This is a genomic window from Rhodococcus sp. 1163 (genome assembly GCF_002091985.1).
In the GTDB taxonomy this organism is placed as follows: domain Bacteria; phylum Actinomycetota; class Actinomycetes; order Mycobacteriales; family Mycobacteriaceae; genus Rhodococcoides.
Window position 1 is genome coordinate 14,284 of the sequence record NZ_MKKX01000036.1, and the last position, 17,641, is coordinate 31,924.

General features: G+C 62.0%; 19 protein-coding genes, 1 tRNA gene and 1 pseudogene. 9 read left to right on the forward strand and 12 right to left on the reverse strand.

Annotated features, from left to right (window positions below; genetic code table 11):
- Positions 1-29 precede the first annotated feature (29 nt).
- From BJD99_RS16925 to BJD99_RS16940, 4 genes are all read right to left on the reverse strand, one after another.
- Positions 30-929 (reverse strand): glycosyltransferase, encoded by a 900-nt coding sequence (locus tag BJD99_RS16925; protein ID WP_084348370.1) that lies wholly within the window; start codon positions 927-929, stop codon positions 30-32.
- Positions 922-1,719: an ABC transporter ATP-binding protein gene (locus BJD99_RS16930; RefSeq protein ID WP_084348371.1), complete on the reverse strand. Its 798-nt coding sequence runs from the start codon at positions 1,717-1,719 to the stop codon at positions 922-924. The genes BJD99_RS16925 and BJD99_RS16930 overlap by 8 nt, the downstream gene beginning before the upstream one ends.
- Positions 1,720-1,731: 12 nt before the next feature.
- On the reverse strand, positions 1,732-2,574 hold the full coding sequence (locus tag BJD99_RS16935) for an ABC transporter permease (RefSeq protein WP_256895888.1): 843 nt from the start codon (positions 2,572-2,574) through the stop codon (positions 1,732-1,734).
- A gap of 64 nt (positions 2,575-2,638) precedes the next feature.
- Positions 2,639-3,238, reverse strand: coding sequence for a bacterial proteasome activator family protein (locus BJD99_RS16940; protein WP_084348373.1), 600 nt, complete (start codon positions 3,236-3,238; stop codon positions 2,639-2,641).
- A gap of 164 nt (positions 3,239-3,402) precedes the next feature.
- Here BJD99_RS16940 and BJD99_RS16945 point away from each other — a divergent pair, with 164 nt between their 5' ends.
- Positions 3,403-4,605: a cysteine desulfurase-like protein gene (locus BJD99_RS16945; protein WP_084348374.1), complete on the forward strand. Its 1,203-nt coding sequence runs from the start codon at positions 3,403-3,405 to the stop codon at positions 4,603-4,605.
- Positions 4,606-4,650: 45 nt separating this feature from the next.
- Here the strand turns inward: BJD99_RS16945 and BJD99_RS16950 are convergent, their stop codons facing one another.
- A complete protein-coding gene (locus BJD99_RS16950) occupies positions 4,651-5,640 on the reverse strand; it encodes an NAD(P)H-quinone oxidoreductase (protein ID WP_084348411.1) in 990 nt (329 codons plus the stop codon).
- Between the two features lie 151 nt (positions 5,641-5,791).
- On the opposite strand from BJD99_RS16950, the gene BJD99_RS16955 reads away from it, so the two are divergent.
- The 6 genes and pseudogenes from BJD99_RS16955 to BJD99_RS21540 all read left to right on the forward strand — a co-directional run.
- Positions 5,792-6,292, forward strand: a complete 501-nt coding sequence (locus tag BJD99_RS16955; RefSeq protein WP_373270556.1) for a MarR family winged helix-turn-helix transcriptional regulator — start codon at positions 5,792-5,794, stop codon at positions 6,290-6,292.
- A gap of 48 nt (positions 6,293-6,340) precedes the next feature.
- A tRNA-Ser gene (locus BJD99_RS16960) sits at positions 6,341-6,430 on the forward strand.
- Positions 6,431-6,598: 168 nt separating this feature from the next.
- Positions 6,599-7,033, forward strand: a complete 435-nt coding sequence (locus BJD99_RS16965; RefSeq protein WP_256895889.1) for a DUF732 domain-containing protein — start codon at positions 6,599-6,601, stop codon at positions 7,031-7,033.
- A gap of 99 nt (positions 7,034-7,132) precedes the next feature.
- On the forward strand, positions 7,133-7,534 hold the full coding sequence (locus BJD99_RS16970) for a nuclear transport factor 2 family protein (protein ID WP_084348375.1): 402 nt from the start codon (positions 7,133-7,135) through the stop codon (positions 7,532-7,534).
- A 106-nt stretch (positions 7,535-7,640) separates the two neighbouring features.
- Entirely contained in the window at positions 7,641-8,048 is a 408-nt protein-coding gene (locus BJD99_RS16975; RefSeq protein ID WP_084348376.1) for a YciI family protein, read from the forward strand.
- 1 nt (position 8,049) lies between these two features.
- Positions 8,050-8,328: pseudogene (locus BJD99_RS21540) on the forward strand (sigma factor); the annotation flags it as partial.
- Positions 8,329-8,559: 231 nt separating this feature from the next.
- On the opposite strand, the gene BJD99_RS16985 reads toward BJD99_RS21540, so the two are convergent.
- From BJD99_RS16985 to BJD99_RS17005, 5 genes are read right to left on the reverse strand one after another with little or no spacing between them, the layout of a single operon-like run.
- Complete coding sequence (locus BJD99_RS16985) at positions 8,560-9,351, reverse strand: MHYT domain-containing protein (protein ID WP_084348377.1); 792 nt, start codon at positions 9,349-9,351, stop codon at positions 8,560-8,562.
- A gap of 31 nt (positions 9,352-9,382) precedes the next feature.
- A complete protein-coding gene (locus BJD99_RS16990; protein ID WP_084348378.1) occupies positions 9,383-9,970 on the reverse strand; it encodes an ATP/GTP-binding protein in 588 nt (195 codons plus the stop codon).
- A complete protein-coding gene (locus BJD99_RS16995) occupies positions 9,951-10,325 on the reverse strand; it encodes a DUF742 domain-containing protein (protein ID WP_084348379.1) in 375 nt (124 codons plus the stop codon). The genes BJD99_RS16990 and BJD99_RS16995 overlap by 20 nt, the downstream gene beginning before the upstream one ends.
- A 5-nt stretch (positions 10,326-10,330) precedes the next feature.
- On the reverse strand, positions 10,331-10,747 hold the full coding sequence (locus tag BJD99_RS17000; RefSeq protein ID WP_084348380.1) for a roadblock/LC7 domain-containing protein: 417 nt from the start codon (positions 10,745-10,747) through the stop codon (positions 10,331-10,333).
- Entirely contained in the window at positions 10,744-13,770 is a 3,027-nt protein-coding gene (locus BJD99_RS17005) for an ATP-binding protein (RefSeq protein WP_179142385.1), read from the reverse strand. The genes BJD99_RS17000 and BJD99_RS17005 overlap by 4 nt, the downstream gene beginning before the upstream one ends.
- Before the next feature lie 298 nt (positions 13,771-14,068).
- Between BJD99_RS17005 and BJD99_RS17010 the strand changes: the two genes are divergently transcribed.
- Positions 14,069-14,881, forward strand: coding sequence for a formate/nitrite transporter family protein (locus tag BJD99_RS17010; RefSeq protein WP_084348382.1), 813 nt, complete (start codon positions 14,069-14,071; stop codon positions 14,879-14,881).
- A gap of 73 nt (positions 14,882-14,954) precedes the next feature.
- Here BJD99_RS17010 and BJD99_RS17015 read toward each other — a convergent pair whose 3' ends face one another.
- Positions 14,955-15,296, reverse strand: coding sequence for an excalibur calcium-binding domain-containing protein (locus BJD99_RS17015; protein ID WP_084348383.1), 342 nt, complete (start codon positions 15,294-15,296; stop codon positions 14,955-14,957).
- A 357-nt stretch (positions 15,297-15,653) separates the two neighbouring features.
- Here BJD99_RS17015 and BJD99_RS17020 point away from each other — a divergent pair, with 357 nt between their 5' ends.
- Positions 15,654-16,688: an alpha/beta hydrolase family protein gene (locus BJD99_RS17020; RefSeq protein WP_084348384.1), complete on the forward strand. Its 1,035-nt coding sequence runs from the start codon at positions 15,654-15,656 to the stop codon at positions 16,686-16,688.
- Positions 16,689-16,704: 16 nt separating this feature from the next.
- Here BJD99_RS17020 and BJD99_RS17025 read toward each other — a convergent pair whose 3' ends face one another.
- Positions 16,705-17,499 (reverse strand): alpha/beta fold hydrolase, encoded by a 795-nt coding sequence (locus tag BJD99_RS17025; RefSeq protein ID WP_084348385.1) that lies wholly within the window; start codon positions 17,497-17,499, stop codon positions 16,705-16,707.
- Positions 17,500-17,641: the final 142 nt, after the last annotated feature.

Below are 17,641 nucleotides of genomic sequence, written 5' to 3' on the forward strand. Positions count from 1 at the left end.
CCCAGTGTCACATGCCCAGGTCCACCGACTTACCGCCGGAAATGCTCCCGCCGGCCGAGGCGCCGAAGCCGCAACCACTCGGCGAGACCCTTCGGGTTGTGAGTCGTCACAAGGAAGTACCAGCCGAATCGAATCCATTCCTGCGGCAGCAGCTTTCGCATTCCGGGTTGCGACATCAGGTATCCGCGATTTCGGTACGTGAAGTACCGCTTCGTCGCATCGTCCGGATACTGCGTGTGCATACGTCCGCCGAGGATCGGCTTGAATTCTGCGGCACCGTTGGGGTGCACATACGCCGTCGTCAAGCAGGTGCCGAACTTCAAGCCCGAGCGCTGCAACCGTCGATGCACCTCGACCTCGTCGCCGCGGACGAACAGTCGCAGGTCCGGTACGCCCACCGCATCGATAGTCGACGCCTTGAACAGTGCGCCGTTGAACAGCGAAGCGATGCCTTCGAGGAGGTCGTCTTCGGGGTTCAGCGGGTCGATCAATTCCGAACGAAGGCGTCGCCACGAGGTTCCGCGGCGCAGCGGAAACGCGAGCCGATCAGGATCGTCGATATCGCAGACGACGGGGGAGACCTCGTCGAGGCCGTGCTTCTGTGCACAGGCGTAGAGCGTCGCAAGGACGTCGGGCCCTTCGGGCCTGCCGTCGTCGTCGGCGAGGAAGACCCAATCGGCCCCGAGGGACAGCGCGTAGAGAATGCCGAGTGCGAAGCCGCCGGCTCCACCGAGATTGTGATGTGACCCAAGATAGGTGGTCGGGATGTCCGCGGACTCGACGAGTGTGCGAACGGCATCTTCGTGCGCATTGTCGACGACGACGAGATGATCGAGCGGTCGGCTCTGATGTGACACGACGTCCAGCGAGAGAGCGAGCAACTCACGACGCTTGTGTGTGACGATCACCCCGACAATTTTCTCAGGCACTGTCGCGCTCGAGTTCCTTCAGAATCGTCGCGACGTGATCGCCTGCATCGTCGCCCTCGTAGGCCCGCACGACCTCCTCGATTCCGCCTTCCTGACGGATTTCCCCGTGGTCGATCCACATCGCGCGGTCGCAGAGCTGGGCCAGGAATTCGTTGGAGTGGCTGGCGAACACCAGAATCCCGGAGCGCTTGACCAGTTCTTGGAGGCGGAGACGAGCCTTCTTCATGAACTCTGCATCGACGGCACCGATACCCTCGTCGAGCAGCAGAATCTCCGGGTCGATGCTGGTGACGACGCCCATTGCGACGCGCACCCGCATACCCGTCGAGTAGGTCCGTAGCGGCATGTCGAGGTAATCACCGAGCTCGGTGAAATCAGCGATCTCGTCCATTTTCGCGAGCATCTGCTTGCGTGTCTGGCCGAGGAAGAGGCCGCGGATGATGATGTTCTCGTAGCCGGAGATCTCGGGGTCCATTCCGACGCCCAGATCGAACACCGGCGCGACGCGGCCACGGATCGAGGCGCTGCCCCGGGTGGGCTCGTAGATGCCCGACAGCAGCCGCAGAAGCGTCGACTTGCCTGCACCGTTGTGCCCGACGAGCCCGATGCGGTCGCCGTCTTTCAAGTTCATCGTGATGTTCTTGAGCGCTTCGACGACGACGACGTCGGAGGAGTTCCGATCGATGGCCCCGCCGGCTTTGCCGAGGAATGCCTTCTTCAACGAACGCGTCTTGGCGTCGAAGATCGGGAAGTCGACGCAAGCGTCGTGCGTGCTGATGCTGACAGACAAAGTTTCAGACCCCTAAACCCAGTAGGGCACGCGGGCCCGGTACTTCTTGAGCGCGAAGATGGCGAGCAGCCAGCCGACAATCGTGAACGCGATCACGATGTACCAGTGGTACAGCTCCTGAGTTTCGCCGAGCATGGGTGCCCGGATGATGTCGAGATAGTGAAAGAGCGGGTTGAGCTCGACCAATTTGGCCCGCTTGGCAGCGTCGCCGCCCATCGATTCCAGGCCTGCCGTGGTCCACACGATCGGAGTCATGAAGAACAACAGCGTGACCATGCTGCCAAGAATCGGCGCGATGTCGCGGTAGCGGGTGGAGACGATGCCGAACAATATCGCAACCCACAGCGCGTTCAGCGAGATCAAGGCGAGAGCCGGAATAGCCGCCAGATCGGACCAATGGAAACCGTTCGGCGGGAAGAACACGGCAATGATGATCACGTAGATCAGCAGGTTGTGGCCCAGCAGCAGAAGTTGACGCCACACCAGGCGATAGATGTGCACACTCAACGCGCTGGGCAGCTGTTTGATCAGCCCCTCGTTCGCGACGAACACATCGGCACCTTCGAGGATCGACGCACTGATCAGACCCCAGATGATGAGGCCGACAGTGACGTGCGGCAGGAAGGTCTTCAGGTCGACGTCGAGAAGTACCGAATACAACAAGCCCATCGCGACGGCTTGGACGCCGGTGGCGATCGTGATCCAGAAGGGGCCGATCACCGATCGGCGGTAGCGCTGCTTGATGTCCTGCCAACCGAGATGCAGCCACAGCTCTCGCTGGCTGAATCCCGTCGTCAGATCGCCGAAAGCGCGCTTGAACGTCTGTGAGTCCGAAACAGGAACGGGAACGGACACGCGCTCTCCTGCTTCGTTCTCGGAATTCTTCGGTGGGGCCGACACGACGGTCGACCCTACCCGTTTACAGGTACTGACCGGTACCGCCTCCGCCACCAGGGCCGCCCATGCCGGGGTTCAGCATTCCCCCGGCCGGTAGTGCGCCCTGACGCATCTGCTCGAGCTGGGCGCGTGCGGCCATCTGCTGAGCGAACAGTGCCGTCTGAATTCCATGGAAGAGACCTTCCAGCCATCCGACGAGCTGGGCCTGTGCGATCCGCAGTTCGGCGTCGGAGGGAATGGCGTCCTCCCCGAAGGGCAGCGCCAGGCGTTCGAGCTCGTCGCGGAGTTCGGGCGCCAAGCCCTGCTCGAGCTCGCGAATCGACGACTGGTGGATGTCTTTGAGTCGGGTTCGGCTGGCGTCGTCGAGGGGCGCGAGGCGCACTTCCTCGAGCAACTGTTTGATCATCGTGCCGATGCGCATGACCTTGGCGGGCTGCTCGACCATGTCCGACAGAGGTTGCTCGGCGTCGGTTGGATCGACGTTTCTCGGCCCGCTTCCTGCTGCTCGTGCGGCTGCAGCGGTTGCCTCCGCGCGGCTCAGTGCGAGAGGCTCTCCGTTGGGGCCGATCACGACGACATGGTCACCGGCTTCGGGATTCGAGTTCGAGTCCGATTGCGTCATAACGCTATCCTTGCGCGTTGCCAGGGATTGCGCGACGAGCGGGTCCAACTATCCTGTTTGTGGGGCGGGATCGGGGGAAACAACCGTGCGAGTCGACAGGGCGGCGGATGCGAATAAGGGATGTGGAAAACACGCTCACGAAATCGACGCTTAGAGTGTCCGGCATGGGGTACGACGTCGCACGTGTCAGAGGGTCGATTCCCTCACTGGGCGACGGATGGATTCACCTCGATCCACAGAACGGGATGCAGATCCCCGATCGTGTGTCGACCGCGGTGTCGACGGCGTTTCGCGGAAGTGCGCCGAATCACAACTCCGGACACATGTCCTCGCGTCGGAGCGCCGGGCTCCTCGAAGCAGCCAGGCAAGCGATTGCCGACCTCGTCGGCGGTGACCCGGCAGGGGTAGTGCTCGGGCCCGATCGCGGAACGATGCTGGCGTGGCTCGCGGAGTCGCTGTCGCCCCGTCTGGGCCTCGGGACCGGTCTGGTTCTCTCTCGGCTCGACGAGGAAGCGAACGTTGCGCCCTGGTTGCGCATCGCCAATCGATACGGCGCACGTGTGAGCTGGGCCGAGGTCGAGATCGACACCTGTGAGCTGCCCAGCTGGCAGTTCGAGGAGCTGATCACCGCCAGTACCCGTCTCGTGGCTGTCACCGCTGCGTCACCGATCGTCGGCTCGGCTCCCAACGTCCGAGTCGCGGCCGATCGTGTCCACGCCGTCGGCGGCCTCATCGTCGTCGATGCTGCAGGTGCGGCGCCGTACGCCCACGTCGACATCGAAGAACTCGGAGCCGACGTCCTTGCCATCAACGCGTCCGCGTGGGGTGGGCCTCAAGTCGGTGCGCTCGTGTTTCGTGATCCCAGCTTGATCGACCGCATACCGTCGATGTCGCTCGACCCTTTTGCGAAGGGCGCCGAGAGGTTGGAGGTCAGTGGGCATCAGTACGCATTGCTCGCCGGTGTCGTTTCCTCCATCGACTATCTCGCCAACCTCGACGAGGAGGCCACCGGAACACGACGCGAACGGCTTCAGCTGTCCATCGGTTCACTGCAGGACTACCACGACAAATTGTTCGACTATTTGATCCGACGACTGGCAACGCTCGATCATGTGATGGTTCTCGGCGACTCTCCCAGCCGCATTCCCACACTCAGCTTCACAGTCTCGGGGACTTCTGCCGAAAAGGTTGCCGAGCACCTCGCTCAGGCGCGGATCGGAACGGTCAGCGGTATCCACAGCGGAAGCCGATTGCTCGACGCGTTGGGTGTCAACGACGAGGGTGGCGCCGTCACCATCGGGCTCGCTCCGTATACGACGCGATACGAGATCGATCAGCTCGTCGAAGCGTTGTCCAAGCTGGCGTAGACGCCTGACGGCACGAGGTAGGTGCCGCCGGGCTCTACTGCACGGTTACTGTACTCGCAGGATCACCTTGCCGATGGTGTCTTCGGCGTCGAGCATTCGATGTCCCTGTGCCGCATCGATAATTGGAATTTCGGCGTGGATGATGGGACTGATCTGTCCTTCGCTGATCATCGGCCACAGGCGAGCGGTCATGTCCGAGACGATGTTTGCTTTACTCGAAGGTCCGGTTTCGGGTCTGCCGCGTAACCCGGCGGCGTGGATGGTTCCGCGTTTGCCGAGCAGTGCGCCGAAGTTCAACTCACCCTTGACGCCGCCCTGCATGCCGATCGTGATGAGGGTGCCATCCATTGCGAGCGCATTCACGTTGGGCTGCAAGTACTTTGCGCCCATGTTGTCTAGTATCAGATCGGCGCCGTGGCCGTCGGTTTCGGACCGCAGCACCTCGACGAAATCCTGGTTCTTGTAGTCGATGGTGATGTCGGCACCGAGCGTCCTACAGAAGTCGAGTTTGTATGTCGAGCCGGCTGTGACTGCGACGGTGACACCGAATGCCTTTGCCACCTGAATGGCGTGCGTGCCGATGCCGCTGCCGCCGCCGTGGATCAACAGGACCTGTCCGGATCGCATGCCGCCGTACATGACCAGATTCGACCAGACGGTCGATGCCACCTCCGGAAGTGCCGCTGCCGCATGCAGGTCGAGTTCACCGGGAATGGGGAACAACTGGGTCGACGGCACGAGAACCTGCTCGGCGTAACCGCCTCCCGCGAGTAGTGCGCACACTCGGTCGCCGACGTTCCAGTCGTGTACGCCCTCGCCGAGCTCGGAAATCACGCCCGAGCATTCGAGCCCCATAATTTCGCTCGCACCGGGAGGCGGAGGGTAGTGGCCTTGCCGCTGCATGAGATCGGCGCGGTTGATCGCGGTGGCAGCGACGTCGACGACGAGCTGGCCACGGCCCGGGCGCGGATCGGGGACCTCGGTCCACGCCATGACGTCGGGGGACCCGAACTCGGTCAGAGTGATTGCGTGCATGGCTTCCAGCGTAGGCGCGGCGTTGTAGTCCCATTCAACGTCCCAGCGGAGTGCAAATCCCGGCAAGTTTTCGGCAAGTATTGTCGGGACAAATCGGACATCAGTGGCAGGGATCTACTAACCGGTAGCAGTCCTTGCCTAATATGGTCGGGTGACGGCCGAAAGATCCTTTGGTCCAGGGGGGGACCCGCAGTGGCTCGATGCTGCGGAAATGAGAGCGTGGCGCGCCTATGTAGACGGCGGCCAACGATTGATGGGGGTACTCAACAAGGATTTACAGGACGCACATGGACTGACGATGGCGGAGTACCGGATATTGGTGATGCTGTCCGAATCACCGGACGGATCGGTACGTATGAGCGATCTCGCCGACGGCGTCCTGTCCTCGCGTAGCCGGCTGACCCACCAGATTCGCCGCATGGAAGGCGACGGGATGGTCTTGCGCAACACCTGCGCCGACGACGGCAGAGGTGTGCTCGCCGTCATCACCGAAGAAGGCGCCCGAAGGCTCGCCGAAGCGGCTCCGACGCATGTGTCGAGCGTCCGGAAGCATTTGGTCGATCTGCTGACAAGGCGGCAGCTGACGGTGCTCGGCGACATCTTCGAGGAGGTAGACGCAGCGATGGGGGAGTCGGAGGTCCAGGCGCGCTGACCGACCGCGATTCGCCCCGCGGCGCACGGGGCGTTTAGTATCTTCTACGGAAGCGTGGCAGAGCGGCCCAATGCACTCGCCTTGAAAGCGAGAGACGTGTAAAAGCGTCCGGGGGTTCAAATCCCTCCGCTTCCGCCACCAAGGCCCTGAACTCACCAGTCGGTGTAGGTCAGGGCCTTTTCGGTTTCCGTGCGAGAACGACCAGTACCGTCACTGTTTCATCCGCGACGGATGATGTGGCGGGCGGCGGTCAGCGGGATGCTCGTCTTCATGAAACGCACCGCGGCGATGAAGCGCACTGTGGCCATGTCTGCACTCTGTGGACTCGTATTGTTCGCGGCGGCGTGCAGCGACAACGACACCGAGAATGCGAACTCCACCGACGCATCGGCGAGTAGCACTCGCGAGATTGCGTCCAGTGTCGCGAGCGAGGTGCAGGGTAGTGCCTCGGCCGCGGCCAGCAGTGTCAAGGCCACCGCGTCGGCTGCGGTGGGGAACGTCCAGGACACTGCGTACCTTCAGGCGCTCGAGAGTCAAGACATCAGCTTCGGGAGCACCGAAGATCAGGTCGCGGCCGCTCGCACGGCCTGCGACGAGCTGTCCGGCGACACCAGCCTCGACGCCACCAGAGTCAAGATTGCGGAGACGACCGGACTCGACGACGCCCAGTCCCGCACGTTGATCAACATCGCCGTGCCGATCTACTGCACGACGAACGTGGGAAAGCTGACCGTCAACTGAGGTCGTCTCCAGTGAAAGATCGTTCGCTCGCGTGGAATCACATCTAAGATCCACGTCGAACTGGATATCCGAGCGAAGAACGAAACAGGAGCATGGGCCATGCGGAAGTTCACCGATGCCGTCGAGTCCGGCGATCACAGCGCAGTGGAGACGCTCCTGGCCGAAAATGTGCGATTCACTAGCCCGGTTGCGTTCGAACCCTATGACGGCAAGGCGATTACGTCGGCCATCCTGCGCGGCGTCCTCCGTGTCTTCGCGAATTTTCACTACACGAAGACGATCGAGAGCGTCGACGGACGCGACCATGCGCTCGTTTTCGAAGCGACGGTCGACGGCAAGAAGGTCAACGGATGCGATTTCCTCCACCTCGACGAGAACGGCTTGATCGACGACTTCGTGGTGATGGTTCGCCCGCTGTCCGCGGCGATGGCCTTGTCCGAGGCGATGGGTGCTCAGTTTCCGCAGATCACTGCGGAGGCTGCGCAGTATCGAGCGGTGTAGGGAAAAGTTTCCGATAGACGCGCACAACGTTGTCGAAACCGGACCGGCCGCTCCGTCCCAGGGTTGGATGCAGCGGTAGGGCTGCACGGAACGCAAGGAGACCCTGATGGCGAAGTATCTGTTTCTCAAGCACTACCGCGGCGCTCCCGAGGCCGTCAACGACGTTCCCATGGATCAGTGGACCCCGCAGGAGGTCGACGACCATATGCAGTACATGAACGATTTCGCGGCCAAGCTCGAGGGTGCGGGAGAGTTCGTGACCAGCCAGGCGCTTCGGCCCGAGGGCTCGTGGGTGCGGTACGACGGCGAGCGCAAGCCGCCCGTCACCGACGGGCCGTTCGCCGAGACCAAGGATCTGATCGCCGGTTTCATGATCATCGACGTCGACACGTACGAGCGTGCGCTGGAGCTGGCAGGCGAGTTGTCGGCGGCGCCGGGGGCGGGTGGCAAGCCGATCCACGAGTGGCTCGAGGTGCGACCACTGATGGGAACGCCCACGACCATCAGCGATTGACATGAACGAGGCTGTGCTGCGAGAACTGACTCCCGCAGTGATCGGCGTCCTCGTCCATCGCGGAGTCGACTTCGCGACGGCCGAGGATGCCGTGCAGGAAGCATTGATTCGAGCAGCGTCGACGTGGCCGGACCGTCCACCCGACGACCCGAAGGGATGGCTGGTCAAGGTCGCCTGGCGCAAGTTTCTCGACGCGCACCGATCGGAGACAGCACGACGGGACAGAGAACTGCGCGTCGATGCCCAGCCGATGCCAGGACCGGTCGAAAGCGTCGACGATCGGGGAGGCCGACGGCGCGGCAGCCGGCCTCGCGGCTCTGGCGGCCGTCGACTCGACAATGCCGCGGTACGCGGCCGCGTCGGCGTACCTGCACGAAAAAGCGGGTGATCTACCTATCGCGGCGGATCCCTACGCCGAAGCTGCCCGAACCGCTCCCACTCTCGCCGAGCGACACCACCTCACACTGCAGGCGGCGCGGTTGCGGAAACTCCAACCGAACCAACCGTTTATTTACCGGTCAGCGAACTTTCGTGCTTCGTGAGCGAGGTCGTCTGAAGTGGCGTCCATGCGGGCGATCTCGCGGTCGCGAACTGTCATGATGGCGACGATCGGCACTGCCAGCGTGAGAAGCCCGAGGACGAAGACTGGAAAGATGAACGGGAACAACGCGAGTCCGACGGGTGCGGGTGCGGACGTGTCGCGGACAATTTCCACCGCGGCCATTCCGGTGTAATGCATACCGACTATGGCGATCCCCAGGATCGGACCGGCGATGAGTCGCAGCGTGGTGGACCCCATCGCCATCATGAACCATAATGCGGCTGTGGCGCCAACGACAGCGATCACGAGTGAGAGTGCGACGAAGAGCGTGTTGTAGTTGATCTGGCCCTGAAACTGCACGGCCTGCATGCCCGTGTAATGCATGACGGTGATCCCCATGCCGACGAGGGAGCCGGAGGCTATGAGCCGCGACCAACTGAACTCGGTTCCGAGCATGTACAACGCGGCGAAGACCGCGATTACGGCAATCAGAGCCGAGATGATCGTCCACGTCAGACTGTAGCGAAGGGGACTGCCGGGTAACGCAAACCCGAGCATCGCGACGAAGTGCATCAACCAGATACCGACACCACCGATGGACAATGCGCCCATGAAAAACCAGCGCATTCGCGCCGCGGGGTGCCTTGCCGCCATGCCGTGTCGGGCACACGCCAAACCGATGACCGATCCCGAGACTCCAATCGCGAACGCCAACCCGAGCAGCCAGAGCCCCATGGAGAAATGGTTCATTTCGTCCGACATGCCAGTCCTTAGGTTTGTTTTTGTCCGGGTGTCAGCAGGGCGCTGTCGCCGCGATACGTTCGAGCGCGTACTCGGTGATCGTGATCAAGGCCTGCTTCGACGATTCTCGGTTACGCGCGTCGACGTCGATCATCGGTACGTGGTCGGACAACGCGAGAGCTTGACGAAGGTCATGTGTTGCATGTACGGGAGCATCGTCGAAACGGTTGACTGCCACGATGAACGGCAAACCACGGGCTTCGAAGAAGTCGACAGCGGCAAAGCTGTCTTCGAGACGGCGCGTGTCGACAAGGATGACCGCGCCGATCGCGCCCGTGATGAGGTCGTCCCACATGAACCAGAATCGCCGCTGACCGGGTGTGCCGAACAGGTAGAGAACCAGGTCGTCGGCGAGCGAGATGCGGCCGAAATCCATTGCGACTGTTGTCGTCTCTTTGTTCGGTGTCGAGCTGAGGTGATCGATGCCGTCACTGGCGTCGGTCACCATCGCTTCGGTGCGCAAGGGGACGATCTCGGAGACCGTCCCGACAAGGGTGGTCTTTCCGACGCCGAATCCTCCGGCGATCACGATCTTTGTCGACGTGACGCGAGAAGGCGCGTCAGAGTTGCCGAAGTCCACGGAGGGTCCTTTCGATCAATTCGCGGCGCTCGACCGCAGTCGCGTCGCTTCGCAGAGTGGCTTGCACTTTCAATGCCCCGCTGACAACGAGATCCGCCACCAGAACCCGAGCCACCCCGATCGGTACACCGAGGTATGCGCCGATTTCCGCGATCGAGATGCGCTGCCCGCAGAGCGCGACAATCGACGCGCGAATGTCTTCGGGCGCCAGGCCGCTTGCGATGACATCCTCTACCGTTGCGACGATCGCTTCGAGCGGAAGGTCGATGGACGGCTTCGTCCTACCTTCGGTGATGGCGTACGAGCGAACGAGACTCGGTTCGGGATCAGCGTGCTCGGAGTAGTTTTGGGGCATCGACGTCAGGTATCCCGACCTGATCTAGGAGCGATGTCCATGGTCGTTCCGACTCGATCGACCAGAGTGACCATTTCGAAACCGATCTGACCGATGTCGCATCCCGCTACGGCTAGCGCAGCAAGATAGGCACCAGTGCCGACGCCCATGAGGAGTAGGTAGCCGTTTTCCATCTCGACCACCGATTGCAGAACTGCGCCGCCGTCGAACAGCCGAGACGCGCCGGCAGAGAGACTGGCGAGTCCGGATGTGACGGCGGCCAACTGGTCCGCACGATCCAGAGGAAGGTGTGAGCTCGCCGCGCTCAACAATCCATCGGCAGAGACGATGATGGCGTGGCTTACTCCCGGAACGTCGCGTGCAAAACCCGACACCAACCAGTCGAGTGCGCGAGGAGTTTCTGGGGCTCCGACAGAATTCACTGTTCTCCTTCGTCTTTCTGCACATGTGTTATCGAGTGCAACGCTGTGTTGTTCTCGCTGTTGACGTGTCGGCGGCCCCGGCTGAGGCCGGATTGGTAGTCACTCCACCCGCGTCTGATCGTTTCCGGGTCGACGCGTTGACGGTGGGATCCGGAACGGGCAGAGCTATTGGTGGGCCTGACAGTTCCGGGAACCAACCGCGCACCGCGGTCCCGGATCGGGAGTCCCGAATCGGCCATCTTGCTGGAGGGCATGTCCGTCGACGCGTGAGCGGCAACCCATCCCTCGTCAGCCTCGGTTGTCCAGATGCTGCCGTTTGTGGCACCGGACTCGTCGTCCGTGGGGTCGATAAGCCACTCGGACACCATTCCGGCAAAGATCGGCGATGCAACCGGTGGAACGTCAGAGCCGGCCTCGGGAGCGTTCGCGCTGAAGACGCCCACGGACGGTGGGGTCGGGTCTCGGGGTGGAGTCCAGTCGCGAGGTGGTGTGGTTTCGCGCGGTGGGGTCGGGTCTCGGGGTGGAGTCCAGTCGCGAGGTGGTGTGGTTTCGCGCGGTGGGGTCGGGTCTCGGGGTGGAGTCCAGTCGCGAGGTGGTGTGGTTTCGCGCGGTGGAGTCGGGATGCGACGTGGTGTCGAGTCGCGCGGCCGGGACGAGAAGAACGCCGCTGTGACGTTCGGGTTCGGAGCGCCGAACGGGGCTCTGGGCACAGGTCCAGCGGCGGGGAACTCGCCTGTATCCGGTTGGTCGACAACCATTTCCGCCTTGGGCGGCGGTGGAGCTATCGGTTGGGTCGTGAAGGCATTGGCGGTACCGGGTACCCCACTGCTCCCTGGGGTGCGGCGTGGAAGTCCGCTCGCCATGGGAAGGGCGCTGGAGTTGGTCTGCGAAGCAAATGCAGAGGACGTACCTGAAACAGCCGGCGGCACAGTGGAAGCAACAGGGTGTGAAGATTGACGATTGGGTAGCCAGTTCCCTGATGCCACCGAAACATCGGGATTGTGGGCGCCTGCTACCGGGAATGAGACGGCGCCTTGACTCGATGTAGGGGTACCCGCCGCGACGGAGTGAACCGACAATGTTGCGCGAGCCTGAGAGGCAAGTGCAGCCGTCGACGTTCTGATCGCCGTGTCGCGTGACGCCTCGAGAAGTGCGATCGGCAGATGAACCATCGCAGTGATGCCACTGCGATCGGATGTGCCTGCGGACGGGCGTAGACGTACTGAAATACCGTAGCGAAGGCTGATACGGCTGACCACGAACAGTCCCATGTGGCGCGCGGTATCGGGGCTCATCTCGCCTCCGGAAGAGAGGCGTTTGTTGGCGTCGAGTAAGTCGTCCGGTGACATTCCGATACCCAGATCGGAGATTTCTACGAGCACGGAACCGTCGTTGGTGCGTGCGGCGTCGATCGTCACTGTAGTTTCGGGCGGTGAGTAGCGCAGGGCGTTGTCCAGTAGTTCGGTGACGAGGTGCACTACGTCTGCACTGGCCTTGCCACTGACGACAGCAGACAGAATTTGTCCGAGTTCGACACGCAGATAGTCCTCGACACCGGAAGCTGAGGCGCGTAGAGCGTCGGCAAGTGCGATCGGTGCGGTTCGTGCGCGCCGTCCTTCGTTGCCGGAGAGGATGAGGAGATTATCGCTGTTGCGTCGCATTCGGGCGGCGATGTGATCGAGGCGGAAGAGATTCTCGAGGCGATTCGGGTCGTCTTCGTCTTTTTCGAGTTGCTCGATGAGCACGAGCTGTTGTTCGACGAGGGACTTGTTTCGACGGGAAAGCGTTTCGAACATGTCGTTGACCTGGCGGCGGAGAGTAGCTTGCTCGCCGGCCAATGTGATTGCCTGCCCGTGCATGTCGTCGACTGCGCGTGCGAGTTGCCCGATCTCCTCGTGTGTCTCTACAGGTACGCGAGGTATCTCGAGGTCGACTATTCGCTCGCCGGCGCGGATTCTTTCGATCGCCTCGGGAAGTCCATGACGTGCTGCTGTGAGCGCGGCAAAACGCAGGCGCTGGATAGGTTCGACCAGCGAGCGACTGATGACGAGCGCGAGGGCGAGGGCTGCGAGGACGGTGCCGACGACCAGCGCGGCGTCTCGAAGCGCTGCGGATTGGGCGGCGCCGGTTTCGGAGTTCGCGGTGGGGACGAACCGCGCGATTGCGGCATCGGCGATGGCGTCGTACTGATCGCTACTGGCTTGGAGTCCGAGGCCGATCTCCCTGCTCAAAGGGGATCCTGGGGGTGTTGCCGCGATTGCGCCCAGGCGACTCTGAGTGGATGCGCGTAGAGAGTTCAGCGCGGCCAAGGGGTCCTGCGAGGGGTCCGCCTCGACTGGCGGAAGTACTCCACCGGGCGTAGCCAGTGGCATGAGACCACCGAGACTGCCAAGTTCTGCACCAGCAGTGGAAATAAGGATGATGCGCGATTGTGGATCGACGTCGCCGTTGCCGAACAGAATGTGCTGATTGGCCAATGTTCGACGGGCGCCCCACAAAGGCGCCAACTCGGCACCACGCTCACGCAGAAGGGGTAGCTCGGATTTGGACAAAAGATCTGAGAACGGGATCCAGAGCTCGGTCGACACCTGACTGTAGCGAGCGACCAGCTGGATGGGCCGTTCAGAGCTGGTCGGAACCTCGTCGATGAGTGCCCGGCTGTTCTGCAGAGACTTGTCGACCAGGTCACTGAGCTTTGGGTCGGTCCGGAACACGTTCGCGGCAACATTGAAATCCTGCAGCGCGATTGTCGCTTGTGCGGTCGCTGTGGCGGTGTCGGCTCCGGAAGCAGCCGCAACTGTCACTGCCTTGAGAGCTTGCTCCAGCCGAAGTGCCGCAGGAACGGCGAATGCACGTTCGGCGGACGTATTGAGGTCCGCGGCATCGGTCAGTTCGCTCTGGATCCGGAGGCCACCGAAAAGAACGGCGACGAGCATCGGAACCGCGAAAACTGCGATAACCTTCCAGCCGAGGCGCCATTCGCCGATCGACCACCACGAGGTTGTCTGTGCATCGTCTTTCATGCGGTCCAATGCCTCTTCGTGTCTGCCATTGAAATCTGTGATCCCCCGTTGGGCATTGATCGACTCGACCCGACTAAGTGCAGTCGAACGAAATCGATTTGAACCGTAACAGAATGATGTCGATTTATCAGGTTTACAGTCTCTAATGTCCGGGTTTAAGCAACTCCGGCCCTGTTTACCTAGCATTTTCGGTGTCGAATGCTGGAGACTTGGCCGTTTCGACGAGCCGAATCCGGCCGCATGTAGCACTGCGCCGACGAGCAGGTATCGAATGGTGACTAGCGGGTACTACCTGCGGATGAGCGAAGAAGCGCGACGTAACGACGGTGACAACGACGGTCCGCTCGAAGAGGAACTCGAGGAGAGTTTCGATGCCGTCGTCTCCGAAGGCGGTGAGCGTCTGCATCGAACCGTGCGCACGGTGCTGATCACAGGATTCTTCGGCGGTCTCGAAGTTGCTCTGGGTGTCATGGCCTATCTGGCGGTGCTGTACGAGACCGATAACCATCTACTGGCGGGGCTTGCGTTCGGAATCGGCCTGGTGGCGATCTTCCTGGCCCACGGCGAATTGTTCACCGAGGACTTCCTCATGCCGATCGCGGCGTTGGTCTCCCGCAACGGCACTCCCGCGCAGTTGGCGAAGCTGTGGATCGGGACGTTGCTGGCGAACCTGGCAGGCGGGTGGTGTGTGATGTGGCTGGTCGCGCACGCCTTCCCGCAATGGCAGGCAGTACTGTCGGAATCCGCGCACCACTTCGTCGACTCCCCCCTGAACCTGCAGTCGATCTGCCTGGCGATCCTGGGCGGCAGCACGATGACCCTGCTGACCCGCATGCAGCAGGGAACCAATTCCGACGTCGCGAAGATCATTGCGGCGATGTCGGCTGCATTCCTGCTGGCCGGATTGCAGCTCTTCCACTCGATCCTGGACTCCCTGCTGATCTTCGGGGCCATTCACGCGGGTGCGGACATCGGTTACCGAGCGTGGATCGACTGGTTCGGGTACACGGTGGGTTTCAACATGATCGGTGGCGTCGTACTTGTCACCACCCTCCGCTTGGTACGAACCAAGGAATTGGTGAAGTCCGAGCGCGAGCGTCATCCCGATTAGCGGTCCAGCCGATCGATGAGCGGCACCGGTCGTATTTGCTCGCGCAAGCACGACCGGTGCCGTGGACGGACTTCTACTCGCAGCCGATGCCGTCGTTGTCGCGGTCCAGATGGGGGCCGTATCCATATTCGTCGCGATAGACGGGGGCCGCACCGGCGTCACGTGCCTCGGTGCAGTTCTTGTACTGGAACGTGCTGGGAGCTTGTGCAGGCGGTGCACTCTGGGGAGCCGGCGCTGGTGGAGGTGGTGGTGGGAGGAATGGTGCAAGCGGTGGCGGGCAGAACTGTGCCGAGCCGGTGCCGCACAAGAAGTCGGTGATCGGATCTGCTGCGGCAACGGCCGGTGTCGTCATCATTGCTGCGGCGAGTACGACGCCACCGAATCCAATTCGGGCGAAGAGGGTCTTGCTTGTCATTCATAGCTCCTGAAAGAGGGGGTTGGAAAAGTCGATCTTTTAGCTACGGAGTTTGAACAGTCAACGAAGTCATTCGATCGAATGACGCCCTCGAGAACCCGTCTACCTGCGCGCGCCGAGGTTCCGATCGAAGGTATCGGTGTGTGCGATCTCTCGCTCCGCCCGCTGAGACCCTGCTCATGCGGCTTGCTTGGATATGTCCCAAAGAATCGACAGAACTTTTGTACGACCTCTAACAGGGCTACTCTGGGCGGAACCGCGGGCCGCAGTAGGCGTACCTACTGGTGGGTTGCGTTGAATCAGAAGTTGTTCGTGTTGCGCCCGAAAGGGTGTGGCGGGGGAGGATGGGTCAGTCGAATGCACCGTCGTGTTCTGGCAGCGCTGGGAACCAGCATTGCGCTGTCGATACTGGGGACCGGTGTGGTGTCTGCTCAACCGCTCCCCGGGACCGGAAGCTCCGATGCTGCCGTGACGCCGTTCGGTGAGTCCGGACCGTCGCTCTCGGCTCGGATCGACCATATCGACATGATCACGCCCCGTCGTGCTGCCGTGTTCGTGCAGTCGCCTTCGATGAACAAGATCGTTCAGGTTCAGGTGTTGTTACCTGCAAGGGGCGGCCCGCGCCCCACTCTGTACATGCTCGACGGCGTCAGTGCCGGCAAAGAGTCCGACTACGCCGAGAGCACGTGGACGCAGAAGACCGACATCGTGGACTTCTTCGCCGACAAAGACGTCAACGTCGTGCTTCCCGTAGGTGGTTCTAGTAGCTACTACACCAACTGGAATGCGCCGGACCCAATCCTCGGTGTCAATATGTGGGAGACGTTCCTGACGTCGGAACTTCCCCCGCTGATCGATGCTCAGTTCGCCGGCAACGGCACCAATGCGATCGCGGGCGTCTCCATGGGCGCGCAGGGCGCGATGGATCTCATTACCCGTCACCCCGATCTCTATACGGGTGTGGCAGGCCTGAGCGGCTGCTACGACAACTCGCAGCCGAACCTGAAGGATGCCGTTCGCGCCACTGTCGCAACCAATGGTGGTAATGCGAGCAATATGTGGGGTGAGAACGCCGACCCGAAGTGGGCCGAGCATGACCCGTCTCGAAATGCAGAAGCCCTGCGCGGCAAGGACATCTATATTTCCGTCGGTACCGGTTTGCCCGGCCCGTACGAACTCGGACCGGGCGGCACCGGCATCGAGTCGGCCGCCATGGGTGGGCCGCTCGAAGCTGCCGCGCTCTACTGCACAACGTTGTTCGACACCAAACTTCGATCTATTCGCATCCCAGCCAAGTTCGTCTACCGGCCGTACGGAATCCACCAGTGGCCGTACTGGCAGGACGATCTGCGCGAGTCCTGGCCGACGCTCCGCGACGCGCTGAACATCTAGGACTCGCGCACCGGGGTCAGATCGCCGAGAAGTGCGCGAGCACGTGCTCGGCAACGGCTGCGGGTTGCTCGAGCGATACCGAGTGGCCCGAAGCTTCGACACTCCGGTAGCTGCCACCGGATGCCTCGGCAATGTTGACGTCCGAGATGGGCGGCGGGTACGCATGATCTTCCGTGCCGGAGATCGCGAGTACCGGCACCGTGCAGCCGTTCAATTCGTCGACGATTCGCGACCGGTGAATCACCTGGTAGGCAGAGTCGCCGATGCTGGGCTTCAGCTCCGCGATCCGGCCGCGCCACTCCTCGACGGCGGGTGTGCCTGCGGACAAGCTGGTGTCTCCGAACATGATGTACAAAACGATGTCGATATTCTCGCTTCCCCCAATGTCGGCCAGTCGCTCGACAAGGGGAGCAAACGCCTCCAGTTGATGCTCCTCCTCCGCCGAAGAGCCCATTGCGACGGCGGACAGCAGCAACTCGGGTCGCCTCGCCGCCAATCGAAGCGCGACGAATCCGCCGAGTGAGTTTCCCAGGAAATGCACGCGACCCAGTTGCAGTTCTTCGATGAACGCAGCAGCGTCTTCGGTCAGGATGTCCACGGTCACGTCGGCGCGCGAATGCGTCGAACTCTCGCCGTGATTGCGGTGGTCGTACGCGAAGACGCGGTGCCCTGCGGAGGCCAGTAGTTCGGCCAACGCGTCGAACATTCGATGATCGAAGAACAGTGAATGACTGAGGACGACGGGGGTGCCGTCCTGCGGTCCTGATACCTCGTAGGACAGCGTCGCGCCGTTGACGTGGATCGTGTTCATTCCGGACTCCTGACAGGTTCTTGCCGCCGTTGTGACCCCTCCGCTGTGATGGAGGACACGTGTACTCTCTGCACGGTAGGGCGCATGTATGCGACGGGTCTGCCGGTGACGCGCACGGAATCGACGGCCGGACGCACGGATT

Coding starts and splice junctions, on each gene's coding strand:
- BJD99_RS16940 (WP_084348373.1), bottom strand. CDS start 3,238: ATGACGCAATCGGACTCGAACTCGAATCCCGAAGCCGGTGACCATGTC.
- BJD99_RS16945 (WP_084348374.1), top strand. CDS start 3,403: ATGGGGTACGACGTCGCACGTGTCAGAGGGTCGATTCCCTCACTGGGC.
- BJD99_RS16950 (WP_084348411.1), bottom strand. CDS start 5,640: ATGCACGCAATCACTCTGACCGAGTTCGGGTCCCCCGACGTCATGGCG.
- BJD99_RS16965 (WP_256895889.1), top strand. CDS start 6,599: ATGTCTGCACTCTGTGGACTCGTATTGTTCGCGGCGGCGTGCAGCGAC.
- BJD99_RS16970 (WP_084348375.1), top strand. CDS start 7,133: ATGCGGAAGTTCACCGATGCCGTCGAGTCCGGCGATCACAGCGCAGTG.
- BJD99_RS16975 (WP_084348376.1), top strand. CDS start 7,641: ATGGCGAAGTATCTGTTTCTCAAGCACTACCGCGGCGCTCCCGAGGCC.
- BJD99_RS16985 (WP_084348377.1), bottom strand. CDS start 9,351: ATGTCGGACGAAATGAACCATTTCTCCATGGGGCTCTGGCTGCTCGGG.
- BJD99_RS16995 (WP_084348379.1), bottom strand. CDS start 10,325: ATGCCCCAAAACTACTCCGAGCACGCTGATCCCGAACCGAGTCTCGTT.
- BJD99_RS17005 (WP_179142385.1), bottom strand. CDS start 13,770: ATGAAAGACGATGCACAGACAACCTCGTGGTGGTCGATCGGCGAATGG.
- BJD99_RS17010 (WP_084348382.1), top strand. CDS start 14,069: ATGAGCGAAGAAGCGCGACGTAACGACGGTGACAACGACGGTCCGCTC.
- BJD99_RS17015 (WP_084348383.1), bottom strand. CDS start 15,296: ATGACAAGCAAGACCCTCTTCGCCCGAATTGGATTCGGTGGCGTCGTA.
- BJD99_RS17020 (WP_084348384.1), top strand. CDS start 15,654: ATGCACCGTCGTGTTCTGGCAGCGCTGGGAACCAGCATTGCGCTGTCG.
- BJD99_RS17025 (WP_084348385.1), bottom strand. CDS start 17,499: ATGAACACGATCCACGTCAACGGCGCGACGCTGTCCTACGAGGTATCA.